Raw genomic sequence first — 14,170 nt, 5'->3', positions numbered from 1 at the left:
GTTTCGATGCAAAACAGGGAATCACGGATCAACACCAAAGGGAATCCCGAATCTGGTCAGATACGACACGCTCTAATTCACTTGGATCATTAATTTCCCTAACGCAGAGGAAGACAAAATCTTCCGGCACCCGGGAGGTTAATTTCATGTTTTTTGGGAAAAAAGCCACCGATCCTCGGCTTGAGGCGATTTGCAGATCACAAGCCGTGATCGAGTTCAAGCCCGATGGCTCCATCATCACGGCAAACGACAACTTCCTGAAGGCACTTGGCTACTCCCTAACCGAGATTGTCGGCAAGCATCATCGGATCTTCGTCGACCCGGAAGAGGTCAAGCTGCCTGCTTATCGCCAGTTCTGGTCGGACCTCGCGAACGGCACTTACAGCTCCAAGGAGTTCCTGCGTTTCAGCAAGAGCGGACAGGAAGTCTGGATCCAGGCGTCCTACAACCCAGTTTTTGGCAAGAATGGCAGGGTCGAAAGCATCATCAAGATCGCAAGTGACATCACCGAAGCCAAGATGCGGGCGATGAATGACGCTGCCAAGATTGATGCCATCAACCGTTCTGGCGCCGTGATCGAGTTCAACACAGATGGAACGGTCATCAGCGCTAACGAGAATTTTCTGAGCGCTCTGGGCTACAAGCTGGCCGATATTGCCGGTAAGCATCACCGCATGTTTGTCGCTCCGGAAGACCAGAATTCCGATGCCTACAGGCAGTTCTGGGCCGAACTTGGCAGCGGGCAATTCAAGTCCGGCGAGTTCCGCCGCGTCGGCCGCGATGGCAACAGCGTTTACATTGTCGCGACCTACAATCCCGTGTTCGATCTGAAGGGAAAAGTCATTAAGATCATCAAGATCGCATCGGATCAGACCGCTCAGATCGTACGCCGAATGGAAGGTGAGAGGCTAAATAACGAGTTGCTGGTCGTCGCGGAACAATTGGATCAAACGACTGTCCAAGTGAACGAGGTCAGATCGGCATCTGAAGGAACCAGCAATAACGTTCAGACCGTTGCAGCTGCAGCTGAGGAACTGGTCGCGTCGATTTCCGAAATCAGTCGCCAGGTAAATCAGGCCAGCAGTGTTTCGTCGCAAGCCGCTGCGGAGGCTGCTCAATCCCGATCCATCGTCGCGGGGCTTGCTGCCAACTCACAGAAAATCGGAGACGTCCTTGAACTGATCGAAACAATTGCAAATCAGACGAACCTGCTTGCACTGAATGCCACAATCGAGGCCGCGCGTGCCGGGGACGCAGGCAAGGGCTTTGCGGTCGTGGCTGCCGAGGTCAAGAGCCTCGCCTCCCAGACTGCGAAGGCAACCGAGGACATTGCCTCCCAGATTGCGTCGGTTCAGACCTCCGCAGACACGGCAGGCGCTGCCATTGGCTCGATCCTCGGTACAATCGAGACAATTCGCGAAATCTCGTCCACGATTGCCTCATCCGTCGAACAGCAGTCTGCTGTCACCCGCGAGATATCAGGCAATATGCAAACTGCTTCAGGTGCCGTCCAGATGATCAGCTCGTCCATCCGCGACATTGCAGCGTCAACAGATGGCGTTGCCAAGGCCACTGCCCGCGTTCGGGAGAAATCGATCAGCCTTGGCTGATTTGCCTGCCCCGGGGCACGCAAACACGACGCCCTCGGACCAGTGCTCCGGGTTCGAACATACTGTGCGTGTTTGTGCCTTTGCAGGGGCAATAATCGCATGGGACGTCTGACGTGCGTTCGACGCAACTGACCGCGTCGAAATGGCCCCCCTGCCGAGGCCTCTCCGCGCCCCTCCCCCCCGTGGGGAGGGGTTGGGGGTGGGGGGCACCAGCAGCAATTGGATCACAAGGCGCCTGAAACACACCAGGGCAGGAACGCAAGCGACATGGCTTGCAGTCAGTTCTCCCCAACCCCTCCCACGAGGGGGAGGAGAGCGGAGAGGCTCAGGCGCAATGCGCAAGAACCGGTAAAGCCGTGCGCCCCCGGCCATTGCCTGCCCGGGGGCGTCTGTCTGTTTTCTGGTCAGCGCCTCAGCGCTGCTTCAGCTTGGCGTCGTCCTCGCGCATTTCCAGCCACATGGCGTTGAGAATGGCGAGGCAGCAGGCCAGCGGCATGCCGAGGATCCAGGCGAAATACCACATTGTCTTGTCTCCTCAGTAATGCGAGCCGTCGCGGTTGACGCTCTCTTCGCTGACCTTGCCCCACAGCACCTTGTAGACATAGGCGGTGTAGGCGAGGATCAGCGGCAGGAAGATCACCGTGACCACCAGCATGTTGAACAGGGTCGAATGGCTCGACGGCGAGTCCCACACCGTCAGGCTCGCTTCCGGCTGGATCGAGCTGGGCAGGATGAAGGGGAACATCGACACGCCGACGGTCGAGATGATGCCGACCACGGAGAGTTTCGAGGCGAGGAATGTCAGCGCTTCCATCCGGGTGTTGAGCCCGATCAGGGCCCCCAAAGCACCGATGAAGCCCAGCGCCGGGAAGACCAGCAGCAGGGGATGAGCGCTGTAGTTGAGCAGCCAGGATCCGGCTTCCTTCACCGTCGTCTTGGCCAGCGGATTGGCCTGCATCTCCGGATCGATCACCGAGGTGATGCGATAGCCTTCGACAAAGCCGGACCACAGGGCAAGTCCGCCCAGTGCAAACAGCCCGATGACCGCAATCGCGGCAAACGAGCCATAGCGCCGGCCGCGCGTTGCCACGACGCCTTCCGTGCGCAGGGCCAGCCACGCGCCGCCATGCATCACCAGCATCGCCACCGACAGCAGGCCGCAGAGCAGGGCAAAGGGCGTGAACAGCTCAAAGAACGAGCCCTCATAGGCAATGCGCAGGTCGCGGTTCAGCGTAAAGGGCACGCCGGTCAGGGTGTTGCCGACCGCAACGCCGAACACCAGCGCCGGGACGAAAGAGCCGGTGAACAGCGCCCAGTCCCAGCGGCTGCGCCAGGTCGGGTCCGGGTTCTTGTCGCGGTACTTGAAGGCGACCGGGCGCAGGATGAGCGCGGCGAGCGCCACGAACATCGCCAGGTAGAAGCCGGAGAAACTGACCGCATAGAGCGCCGGCCAGGCGGCAAAGATCGCGCCGCCGCCGAGGATCAGCCAGACCTGATTGCCTTCCCAGGTCGGGGCGACGGAGGCAATCGCCACCCGCCGCTCCGTGTCATTGCGGCCGACGAAGGGCAGCAGTGAGCCGACGCCCATGTCGAAACCGTCGGTGACGGCAAAGCCGATCAGCAGCACGCCAAGGAGCGCCCACCAGATCATCTTCAGGGTCGAATAGTCGATGAGTTCATGAAGGATCATGGCTTTACTCCGCAGCGATGGCGAAAGGACGCCGGGCGAGGCCCGGCTCGGGCTGCGGCTGTTCTTCCGGCCCCTTGACGATGGCCTTGAGCATCAGCTTCACCTCGATCACCAGCAGCGTGCTGTAGAGCGCGATGAAGCCAGCCATGGTCAGCAGGACTTCCATGACCGTGAGGTTCGACACGGCGGCGGAAGTCGGCAGCATGCTTTCGATGATCCACGGCTGGCGGCCATATTCGGCGACAAACCAGCCCATCTCGCAGGCAAGCCACGGCAGCGGGATCGACCAGACTGCGATATGCAACAGCCAGCGCTGCTTCTGCCGCACCTGGTCCAGCTTGCCGGCGGAGGTGAGGTAGAAGAACACCCCCGTCAGCAGGATGAAGAAGAAGCCACAGGCCACCATGATGCGGAAGGCGTAGAACATCGGCCACACTTCCGGCACCGTCGACCAGGCCGCCTCGTCGATCTGGGCTTCGGTCGCGGCCGTCGGCGTGTCGGTGTAGGGCAGCAGCAGATAGCCATAGCCCAGATCACCGGCATGCGCCTTGAACAGTGCCCGCTTCTCCGGCGTGTCCTCGCCGCCGCGGATGTCCTGCAGCGTCTGCCAGGCAATCGCGCCGGAACGGATGCGCTCTTTCGACTGCTCCACCAGTTCCTTGATGCCCGGGATCACCGTGTCGAGCGAGCGGGTGGCGATCAGGCCCATGACATAGGGCACCTCGATGGCGAAGAGGTTCTCCCGTTTCACCTGATCGGGAATGGCGACAATGTTGAAGGCAGCCGGTGCCGGCTCGGTCTCCCACATCGCTTCAATGGTGGCGAGCTTCATCTTCTGGTTCAGGTTGGCCTCATAGCCGCTTTCGTCACCAAGGACGACGACGGAGAGGGCCGAGGCAAAGCCGAAGGCGGCAGCCACCGCCATGGACCGGCGGGCGATGTCGAGATGACGGCCTTTCAGCATGTACCAGGCCGAAATGCCGAGTACGAACATCGAGGCGGTGACATAGCCGGCCGATACGGTGTGCACGAACTTGGCCTGCGCCACCGGATTGAACAGCACGTCAAAGAAGCTCGTCACTTCCATGCGCATCGTGTCGATGTTGAACTCGGCGCCGATGGGATGCTGCATCCAGCCATTGGCGATGAGGATCCACAGCGCGGAGAAATTCGTCGCGATCGCCACGGCCCAGGTCGCGGCCAGATGCGCACGGGCGCTCATCCGGTCCCAGCCGAAGAAGAACAGGCCGACGAAGGTCGCCTCCATGAAGAAGGCCATCAACCCCTCGATGGCCAGCGGCGCCCCGAACACGTCGCCAACATACTGGCTGAAATAGCTCCAGTTCATGCCGAACTGGAATTCCATGGTCAGGCCGGTCGACACGCCCAGCACGAAATTGATGCCGAACAGCACGCCCCAGAACTTGACCATGCGCTTCCACACCTCACGGCCGGTCATCACATAGACCGTTTCCATGACTGCGAGCAGAACCGAAAGACCGAGGGTCAGAGGGACGAAAAGAAAATGATAGAGCGCGGTCATCGCGAACTGCAGTCGCGACAGATCCACTACGTTGAGTTCCATGGCAAATCTCCTGCCGTGAGAGCCTGGCTCGCGGACAGTCACACCTGCCCGCGCCGTCCGCCTTTGACCCCATGCGGATGACTGGAGCTTACTATCGTTTCCTGAAGGTTTTTATTCTGTTTCCAAACAAGACGCGCGACCGATGCCCGCGCGGCAGCAACGCACAGGCGTCACGCTGTCGCAGGCTCTGCCAGCGGGACGATCCGGTCGGCGATGGCGAGTTCCCGCGCCCGGTGGGAAATCAGCAACAGGCTCGCCCCAGATTCACCGAACGCAGAAAGCGCACCCAGCACACCGGCCGCCGTAGCGTCGTCCAGGCCTTCCGTCACCTCGTCCAGCAGCACTATGTCAGGCCGCATCAGCAGCGCCCGCGCCAGCGCCAGCCGCCGGGCCTCGCCGCCGGAGAGCCCTGCCCCGCCTTCGCCGATGAGGCTGCCCAGCCCCTCTGGCCGCGCGGCAATCGTGTCGGCCAGCCCAACCGCCTCCAGCGCCGCCCACATTGCCTCCGGGCTTGCCTCCGGCACGGCAAGGCGCAGGTTGGCGGCAATCGTGTCGTTGAACAGCACCGGCTTCTGCGAAATCACCGCAAGCCTCTGCCGCAGAACCGCTTCCGGGATCTCGGACAGATCGCGCCCGCCGAGCCGGATCGCTCCGGCATCCGGCCTCACCAGCCGCGCTGCCAGCGCCAGCACCGTCGACTTGCCGCAGCCGCTGGGGCCGATGAGGCACACCGTCTCGCCGCGCGCCAGCGTGAGGTTGAAGCCCTCCAGCACAGGCCGCTGTGCGCCCGGATAGGCAAAGGCCACCCCGCGCAGTTCCAGCGCCGGTGCCGAATCGTCCATGTCCTCGATGCCCGGCTGGTCAGACGAAGCAACGGGACTGGCCCCGCGCTCAGCCAATGGCATCACCCGCGCGGCCGCCCGCTGCGTCCGCGTCCAGCCGGCAAGACCCGGCAAGAGGCTCGCGAGCGTCTCTGTCATCCCGAGACCGACCAGCAGCAGCCCCGTCACCAGCGCCGCCGACAAGATTCCCCCGGCAACTTGAGGCGCCAGCAGCACCAGCCCGAGCGCCACCAGCAGCTGGCCGGCGCTCATCACCAGGGCCTCGGCCAGGCTCGCGCTGCGCTCCAGCGGCCGCTCGGCCTCAGACCGCCGCAAGCCCGCCTGCCGGATGCCGTCGACGGCCTCGTCCAGCCCGCCGTAAATCGCAAGATCCCGCCGTCCGGCGACAAAATCGGCGCTGCGCAGCCGCATCGCCTCTTCCGCCGCCTCCATCCGCCGCGCCGCCTGCGCCAGCTTGCGCTGCGACAGGAGACCGGCCGCCACGGCCACCAGCAGCAGCCCCGACGCCAGCGGCACCAGCGCAAGCGGCGCCATCAGCACCGCCGCAGCACCGGCCAGCAGCGTCACGACACCCGTCACGAACGCCGGCACCACCAGCCGCAGATAGGCCCGGTCGAGCTGATCGATGTCCAGCGTCAGCCGCGCCAGGCGCAGGCCGCTGCGGCTTTGCCCCGCGGTTGCCGGACGGCTCGCGGCGAAGCCGGCGAACACCGCCCCGCGCAGCCGTGCCAGAAAGCGGAAGGTCGCGTCATGGGTCAGCATGCGCTCGCCATAGCGCCCGGCGGTCCGGCCAATCGCCAGCCCCCGGATCAGCGCGCTCGGCGTAAAGTAATTGATCAGGAGCCCGGCTGCCCCCGCGACAGCCGACGCGGTGATGAACCATCCGGCGACGCCCAGGAGCAACAGGCCCGTGATCGCCGGAACCAGCGCCACCGATAGCCCCAGCACAAAGGCCCCGCGCTGCTCGGCGAACTGGCGGCGGATGAGAGCGCGCAGCGGGCTCATGCAACGCCCTCCGTCTCGCGCTGCGGCTGGGTAATGTCCAGCCGCAGCGCGCGCATCGCCAGCACATTCGGGTCGTGGCTGGCGATGACGCTGGTGCGCCCGGCCGACAGCCGCTCCAGCCCCGCGATCACCACAGCCGCCGTCTCGTCATCGAGGCCCGCGGTCGGTTCATCCGCGATCAGCATCAGTGGATCTCGCCGCAGTGCCGCGCGGGCCAGTGCAATGCGCCGGGCTTCGCCGACGGAAAGACCAAATCCATCCTCGCCCAGCCGCGTCGCCAGCCCCATCGGCATCTGCTCGACCAGCGCGCGCGCGCCGGCCAGTTCCAGCGCGGCCCACATCTCGGCCTCGCTCGCATCCCGCTGTGCCCGTGCCAGATTGGACCGGACCGAACCGAAGAACAGGCGCGGTTCCTGCGACAGGAAGGCAAGGCGGCTGCGCCACAGGCTAAGATCCAGGGCGGCAAGATCGAGGCCATCGATCAGGATCGCCCCGCCATCGACCGGCCGCAGTCCGGTCAGCGCATCGATCAGCGTCGACTTGCCCGCCCCGCTCGGTCCGGCAACCAGCAGCCGCTGCCCGGCTGGCAGGTCGAGGTTCAACCGGCTGATGACCGCACGCCCGCCGGGGGCAAGCGTCAGATCGCGGAAAGTCAGCGCTGGTGATGTCTTCGGCAGCGGCTGAGCCGCGGTGACAGGCGCAACCGGCGCTTCGCTTGAAGCCAGCGGCAGTTCCAGCAGCACATTGGCTGCGGCCTCCGCATTGGCCTTGTCGTGATAGGCAGCGGCGAAGGCGCGCAAGGGCGAGAAGAACTCCGGCGCCAGCAGCAGCACGAACAGCCCGGTAAAGAGGTCCATCGGCGTGCCCCAGGTGCCGCCGCTCACCTGCCCCAGCAGCGAGAAGCCGACATAGACCGCGACAAAGGCAATGCCCAGCGCGCTGAACAGTTCCAGCACCGTCGAGGACAGGAAGGCGATCTTCAGCACCTTCATCGTCGCCACGCGAAACCGGTCACCGGCCTCCGCGACAGCCTTGTCCGTGCGCTCCAGCGCCCCGATCAGCCGCAGCGTGTCGAGCCCGCGCAACCGGTCGAGGAGGAAAGCGCTCATCCGGGCCAGTTCCCCGTGCTGCCCGTCGGCTGCCGCCTTGGCGCGCATGCCGATCAGCGCCATGAAGAGGGGGATCAGCGGCCCGGCCACCAGCAGAATGACCGCGACCATCCAGTTGGCGATGAAGGCTGCCAGCAGGATGCCAAGCGGCACCAGCGTCAGGCGCGGGCGCAGCGGCAGGAACCGGCGCACATAGGGGCCGATGGCCTCAACCTGATCGGCAATTGCGGCTGCGACCGCACCGGCACCCGGCAGCGCCGCCGAAGGCGCGGCGCCAGCGAGCCCTCGCAGCAGCCGGTCGCGCAGGTCCGTTTTCACCCGTTCAGCTGCCGCTGCCGTCATCCGGCTGGCGAGCAACGACAGCAACAGGCGCAGGATCGCGATCAGCGTGATCAGGCTGGCCGCCACGGCCGGGACGGCAAGAACAGTCTGCGCCGACGCGCCGGCCTGTGCCTCCATGTCTTCCGCCGCCAGTCCGCCTATGGCCAGCGCCAGCAGGAAGGCCTGGGCGATCCACAGCAGGTCCGCCAGTGCCGCGATCCGACCGGCGCGGGCAATGCCTGTCTTTTCAGCCGCAACAACTTCGGCCAGCAGGCGCACATGCGCCTTGGCTGCCGCCGCCTCGTCCGCCGCGCCCTGCCTGTCTGCCCCTGTGTCCGTGCCGCGAGCCGTCCGTCCGTCCCTGTGCAAGGAGTCCTGTCCTTCGAGCCACCTTTTCCTTCCGGTTACATGCCGCAGCCGGTCCTGACAATGACCAATACGCTCGCCGATTGTCGCATCACCGGCAAAAGGGCAACTGCCCATCTGGTCGGCATTTGACAGCCGGTAATCGGGACTGTACGTAAGTCAATGTCGGGGCATCGACACAAGCGGTAGGGAAATTCCGCTCAGAAGTTTAAAACCAATGCCCACAGTCTATTTTTCGGACACGAATTCCATCCTTTGGCGCCACGAATCCGGCGCCAACACCCCCGTGAAGATCGGCAAGATGTCTGTCGCCATGACCGACATTGCCGTGGCGCCTGATGGCACGCTGTACGGTCTCGACAGCTTTTTCCTGTACCGGATCAGCACATCCGACGCCGCCACCACCCGCATTGCGCTGCACTCCGTGCCGGCGGCCAATGCGCTGGTGATTGATCCCTTGGGCGTTGCCTATGCGGCGTCCAGCGTCATGGAGATCCTTTACCGGATCAATCTCGAAACCGGTGCGAGGACGCTTGTCGGCAAGATCGGCAAGAACGCCGCCGGTGACCTGGCCTTTCACAAGGGCGAATTGCTGATGTCGGCGGACACGGACGACATCTATGTCATCAATCCGGCCACCGGTGCCGCCACGCTGAAACTCCGCACCAATATCGACGACATCTGGGGCATGGACAGCGACGGCGAGACCCTGTTTGCCTACGCTGGCAACGACGTCTACCAGCTGAAGTCCGGAGCCACCGCCTTCGAGAAGATCGCCGATTTCGAACTCAATGGCGTCGGCAAGATCATGGGCGCGGCCAGCACCGGCTATGGCAACAATGGTGCCGTTCAGCGAGGTTCGGACGGAAATGAGTCCTTCATTGGAACCGACAAAGATGACTACCAGTTCGGCCTCGGTGGGAATGACACGCTGAATGGTGCCGGCGGCAACGACTGGCTCAACGGCGGCAGCGGCTTTGACACGGCACTTTATGCCAGCAACCGGGGCAATGTCGTCGTCGACAACAAGGGCGGTGGCATCTTCACGATCACCACAAAGATCGAAGGCACCGACACGCTGCAGGACATCGAGCGGATCACGCTCAACGACGGCACCATCGCCCTCGACCTCGATGGCGCTGCCGGCCAGACCTACCGGCTGTATCAGGCCGCCTTCAAGCGGACACCCGACGACGCGGGTCTTGCCCATAACGTCAAGCTGATGGACCAGGGCCTGTCGATCTTCGACATGGCCAATGCCTTTATCGCCAGCCAGGAGTTCCGCAACACCTATGGCGAGAATGTCAGCAATACGCAGTTCATCACACTTCTGTACCAAAACGTCCTCAACCGTGCCCCGGACACAGCTGGCCTTGCCGGCTGGCTCTCCCGCATGGATGGCGGCACCAGCCGCAAGGAAGTCCTCTTCGGCTTCTCCGAGAGCGGAGAGAACAAGGCCCTCGTCGGCCAGGCCATCGAAGACGGCATCTGGCTCGTCGCCTGAGGAGCGCCACACGGCGGCCCTTTCAGCCCCTTCCCCCGCACAGCCTCTCAGCCCCCTCCCCCTCGTGGGGAGGGGTTTGGGGGTGGGGGGCGACGCTCGGACCATAGACCCAACGCATAACCGGCAATACGCCGGCTTCCCTCACCCTTGACATCCCCCGGCGCACAGCCCACATCTAGGCCCGGTTCGAGGCGCCGGCCGCTCGCAGGGGAAACCCGTGGTGAAGTCCTCGTGACAGCATATGCCTGACCAGCGCATGCGCACATGGCAACGCGAGCACCCGTGGCTTTCACGCATGCTGATGCTGATGAAGGCAATCAAGATGACTGACATGACAGGCCCGGGAACCACCGGGGACTACAAGGCCCAGGCAAAGCGGTTGCGCAGCGCCATGGCCAGCCAGGGTACGCCCATTTCCCATTCGCGCGCCCTCGAACTCATCGCCGAAGCCCATGGCGCGCGCGACTGGAACACACTTGCCGCGAGGACTCCGGCCATGCCGCAAGCCGCAGTGCGGCCGGCGACCAATCGCGCCTTCCTGCAGGTCGGGGCCAGGGTCGGCGGGCACTATCTCGGCCAGCCCTTCACCGGCGAGGTCCTTGCCGTTTCGAGCCTCGGCAATTCGGGACGCTACAAGCTGGAGATCCATTTCGACGAACCGGTCGACGTGGTCACCTTCGACAGCTTCTCCGCCTTCCGCCGCCGCATCCGCGCAACGGTGGACGAGACCGGCACCTCGCCCCAGCGCACCTCGAACGGCCAGCCGCATCTGGTGATCGGGACGGCGGACTGATCGGCCACCCCCAAGGCTGTCATTCCGGACGCGAGCGAAGCGGAGATCCGGGGTGACACCGCATGGACAGCGATCCCCGACGGGAGGCCCAGAACAACAAAGGGCGGCCAGTGGCCGCCCTTTGCACATCTTGGAAGACCGCCTCAGCGCATCGTCGGGATGACGAATTCGGCGCCGTTCTTGATGCCCGACGGCCAGCGCGAGGTGACCGTCTTGGTGCGGGTGTAGAACTTGAAGGCGTCCGGGCCGTGCTGATTCAGGTCGCCGAAGCCGGACTTCTTCCAGCCGCCGAAGGTGTGGTAGGCGAGCGGAACCGGGATCGGAACGTTGATGCCGACCATGCCGATGTTGATGCGGGCGGCAAAGTCGCGGGCAGCGTCGCCATCGCGGGTGAAGATCGCCGCGCCGTTGCCATACTCGTGGCTCATCGGCAGGTCGATGGCTTCCTCGTAGGTCTTGGCACGCACCACCGAGAGGACCGGACCGAAGATTTCAGTCTTGTAGATGTCCATCTCCTTGGTGACGTTGTCGAACAGGCAGCCGCCGATGAAGTAGCCGTTTTCATAGCCCTGCATCTTGAAGTTACGGCCATCGACCACGAGCTTGGCGCCCTGCTCGACGCCCTTGTCGACCAGGCCCTTGACGCGGGTGTAGGCGTCCCTGGTGACGAGCGGACCGAAGTCGACGTCATTGCCGGCGGTGTAAGGTCCGATCTTCAGGCTCTCGACGCGCGGGGCCAGCTTCTCGATCAGGCGGTTGGCGGTGTCCTCGCCGACCGGGACAGCGACCGAGATCGCCATGCAGCGTTCGCCGGCCGCACCGTAGCCTGCGCCGATCAGGGCGTCGACGGCCTGGTCCATGTCGGCATCCGGCATGATGATCATGTGGTTCTTGGCGCCGCCGAAACACTGCACGCGCTTGCCAGCTGCGCAACCGCGCGAATAGACATAGTGGGCAATGGCGGTCGAGCCGACGAAGCCGACGGCCTGGATGGTCTCGTCATCGAGGATGGCGTCCACCGCATCCTTGTCGCCGTTGACGACATTGAGAATACCTGCCGGAAGACCGGCTTCCAGCATCAGCTCGGCCAGCATCATCGGCACGGACGGGTCGCGCTCGGACGGCTTCAGGATGAAGGCATTGCCGGCGGCGATGGCCGGGCAGAACTTCCACATCGGGATCATCGCCGGGAAGTTGAACGGGGTGATGCCAGCCACCACGCCGAGCGGCTGGCGCATCGAATACATGTCGATGCCCGGACCGGCGCCTTCGGTGAACTCGCCCTTCATCATGTGCGGCGCACCGATGCAGAACTCGGCGACTTCCAGACCGCGGACAATGTCGCCCTTGGCGTCCGGAATGGTCTTGCCGTGCTCGCGGGACAGGGCTTCGGCCAGCTTGTCCATGTCGCGGTGCAGGAGGTCGACGAACTTCATCAGGACGCGGCCCCGCTTCTGCGGGTTCTGCGCGGCCCAGGCCGGCTGGGCGGCGGCGGCGTTTGCGATGGCGGCACTCATCTCGGCCTTGGTGGCCAGCGCGACCTGCGCCTGAACTTCACCGGTGGCCGGATTGTAGATGTCGGCAAAACGGCCCGATGTGCCTTCGACGTGCCTGCCGCCGATGAAATGTCCGATCTTCTGCATGGGCTTCCTCCTGTGCGCGTGGCAGGTCCTTGGGCGGTCCCGCTCTTCGCCTGACCCTTGTCTTGCGCCTTTCTTTTTGCAAAGACAACGGCGCAGTTTCCGCATCCGTTGTGCATGGATTATAGTGCAAACCGAATACGGTGTGCGATCTCGCGCAATGTCGCAAAATGTCCTGCAATGACCGGAGTTTGTCGTGGATTGGGATGACATTCGGGTGTTTCTCGCCATCGCCCGCAGTGGCCAGATTCTGGGCGCGGCGCGCCGTCTCGGGCTCAACCACGCCACGGTCGCCCGCCGCCTGACCGCGCTGGAAGAGGCGCTGAAGACCCCGCTGGTCGAGCGCGGCACCACCGGCTGCAGCCTGACGGTCGCCGGTGAACGCTTTATGCAGTCGGCCGAACGGATGGAAGCGGAGGCGCTGGCCGCCTGCTCGGACCTCACCGACACGCAGATCGATGTCTCCGGCACGGTGCGTATCGGCGCGCCCGACGGCTTCGGCGTTGCCTTCCTCGCCCCACGCCTCGGCGAACTGACCGCCCGCCATCCCGGCCTGACGATCCAGTTGGTGCCGGTGCCGCGCTCCTTCTCGCTGTCGCGGCGCGAGGCCGACATCGCGGTGACCATCGACCGGCCCGACACCGGGCGCCTCGTGGCAGCCAAGCTCGTCGACTATGCGCTCGGCCTATATGCTTCAAGGGCTTACGTTGAAAGGCGCGGGATCCCCGGCCAGACCTCGGAGCTGCGGGACCATGATCTGGTCGGCTATGTCGAGGACCTGCTCTATTCGCCCTCGCTGAATTATGGCGCGGAAGTCGTCCGCGACTGGTCCGCGCGGTTCGAGATCGCCTCGGCGCTCGGCCAGACCGAAGCGGTGCGGTCCGGCGCTGGCATCGGCATCCTGCATGCCTTCATTGCGCGCAAGGATCCAGACCTTGTCCCCGTCCTGCCGCAGATCCGGCTGACGCGGGCCTACTGGATGGTGACGCATGAAAGCTCGCGTCCGCTGCGCCATGTGGCGGCGGTGCAGGATTTCCTGCGCGACCTCGTTGCACGCGACAGGGCAATGTTCCTGTAACCCGCTGTCTGAGTTAATCTTTTGTGACACCATCGACAAACCGCCGGACCTCGTCCAGACGGGTAAAGCGGTGAAGGGTCAGGTGCGCCGGCGGCGATTGCCACACTTCCAGAAGCTTCGCCCGCGAGGAATTGCGGGTATCCCAGATGAATTTCAGGAACTCGATCGTCCGGCCATTGAACTGTTCGGGGCAGCCGTCCGGCAAATCCGGCCTGCTTTGCCCCCGATAGTTCCAGCTGCGCCGCAGAACCCGAAAGGTCCGCAGACCCACCGGCATATCCAGCCAGATGAAGGTGTCCGCCCGGGCGATCCGCTCCGCATAAGTGCGGGAATGACCGCCCTCAAAGATCCAGCGCTCCTGCCGGTGGACCTCGCTGCTCAGGCGGTCCTTGTCCTCCTTGCTGCGCTCCACCCAACCTGGCTGCCAATGGATCTGGTCCATATGGAACACCGGCAATCCGGTCCGCTCGCCCAATTGCCGGGCCAGCGTGCTCTTGCCCGAGCCCGGGCCACCAACAATCATGACGCGCTGCATCGGTACTCTCTGGAAACGCAATGGGAAACAGACTGTTCAATAGACAGTTCGCTCCAGGAACGCCACCTTGGGAGAGAAATCTGACAGGCTAT

At 64.1% G+C, this 14,170-nt stretch carries 11 protein-coding genes; 4 read left to right on the top strand and 7 right to left on the bottom strand.

Features of this window, described 5'->3' with window-relative positions; genetic code table 11:
* The first annotated feature begins 146 nt into the window (after positions 1-146).
* Positions 147-1,610, top strand: a complete 1,464-nt coding sequence (locus ACTIFE_RS13520; protein WP_439529686.1) for a methyl-accepting chemotaxis protein — start codon at positions 147-149, stop codon at positions 1,608-1,610.
* Between the two features lie 412 nt (positions 1,611-2,022).
* On the opposite strand, the gene cydX is transcribed toward ACTIFE_RS13520, so the two are convergent.
* The 5 genes from cydX to cydD all read right to left on the bottom strand — a co-directional run bounded on the left by cydX (position 2,023) and on the right by cydD (position 8,531).
* A complete protein-coding gene (gene cydX / locus ACTIFE_RS13515; protein ID WP_106754869.1) occupies positions 2,023-2,133 on the bottom strand; it encodes a cytochrome bd-I oxidase subunit CydX in 111 nt (36 codons plus the stop codon).
* A 12-nt stretch (positions 2,134-2,145) separates the two neighbouring features.
* Positions 2,146-3,300, bottom strand: a complete 1,155-nt coding sequence (cydB, locus tag ACTIFE_RS13510) for a cytochrome d ubiquinol oxidase subunit II (protein WP_439529680.1) — start codon at positions 3,298-3,300, stop codon at positions 2,146-2,148.
* A gap of 4 nt (positions 3,301-3,304) precedes the next feature.
* Positions 3,305-4,885: a cytochrome ubiquinol oxidase subunit I gene (locus ACTIFE_RS13505; protein ID WP_439529679.1), complete on the bottom strand. Its 1,581-nt coding sequence runs from the start codon at positions 4,883-4,885 to the stop codon at positions 3,305-3,307.
* Between the two features lie 170 nt (positions 4,886-5,055).
* A complete protein-coding gene (gene cydC, locus ACTIFE_RS13500; protein WP_439529678.1) occupies positions 5,056-6,732 on the bottom strand; it encodes a thiol reductant ABC exporter subunit CydC in 1,677 nt (558 codons plus the stop codon).
* Positions 6,729-8,531 (bottom strand): thiol reductant ABC exporter subunit CydD, encoded by a 1,803-nt coding sequence (cydD, locus tag ACTIFE_RS13495; protein ID WP_439529677.1) that lies wholly within the window; start codon positions 8,529-8,531, stop codon positions 6,729-6,731. The genes cydC and cydD overlap by 4 nt, the downstream gene beginning before the upstream one ends.
* Before the next feature lie 214 nt (positions 8,532-8,745).
* Between cydD and ACTIFE_RS13490 the strand changes: the two genes are divergently transcribed.
* Positions 8,746-10,032: a DUF4214 domain-containing protein gene (locus ACTIFE_RS13490; protein ID WP_439529676.1), complete on the top strand. Its 1,287-nt coding sequence runs from the start codon at positions 8,746-8,748 to the stop codon at positions 10,030-10,032.
* A 331-nt stretch (positions 10,033-10,363) separates the two neighbouring features.
* Positions 10,364-10,825: a glyoxalase superfamily protein gene (locus tag ACTIFE_RS13485; RefSeq protein ID WP_439529685.1), complete on the top strand. Its 462-nt coding sequence runs from the start codon at positions 10,364-10,366 to the stop codon at positions 10,823-10,825.
* A 143-nt stretch (positions 10,826-10,968) separates the two neighbouring features.
* Here the strand turns inward: ACTIFE_RS13485 and ACTIFE_RS13480 are convergent, their stop codons facing one another.
* The gene (locus tag ACTIFE_RS13480; protein WP_439529675.1) at positions 10,969-12,468 is read right to left on the bottom strand and encodes a CoA-acylating methylmalonate-semialdehyde dehydrogenase; all 1,500 of its coding nucleotides are present in this window, start codon (positions 12,466-12,468) and stop codon (positions 10,969-10,971) included.
* 193 nt (positions 12,469-12,661) lie between these two features.
* Here ACTIFE_RS13480 and ACTIFE_RS13475 point away from each other — a divergent pair, with 193 nt between their 5' ends.
* Positions 12,662-13,543 (top strand): LysR family transcriptional regulator, encoded by an 882-nt coding sequence (locus ACTIFE_RS13475; protein WP_439529674.1) that lies wholly within the window; start codon positions 12,662-12,664, stop codon positions 13,541-13,543.
* Between the two features lie 13 nt (positions 13,544-13,556).
* Here the strand turns inward: ACTIFE_RS13475 and ACTIFE_RS13470 are convergent, their stop codons facing one another.
* Positions 13,557-14,066 carry an AAA family ATPase gene (locus ACTIFE_RS13470; protein WP_439529684.1) on the bottom strand — a complete coding sequence of 170 codons (510 nt, stop codon included), beginning with the start codon at positions 14,064-14,066 and terminating at the stop codon, positions 13,557-13,559.
* Positions 14,067-14,170: the final 104 nt, after the last annotated feature.

Source organism: Pannonibacter sp. (genome assembly GCF_051860505.1).
Classification (GTDB): domain Bacteria; phylum Pseudomonadota; class Alphaproteobacteria; order Rhizobiales; family Stappiaceae; genus Pannonibacter.
Note: the sequence above shows the minus strand (reverse complement) of the source record. Positions and strands in the feature narration are given on the sequence as shown.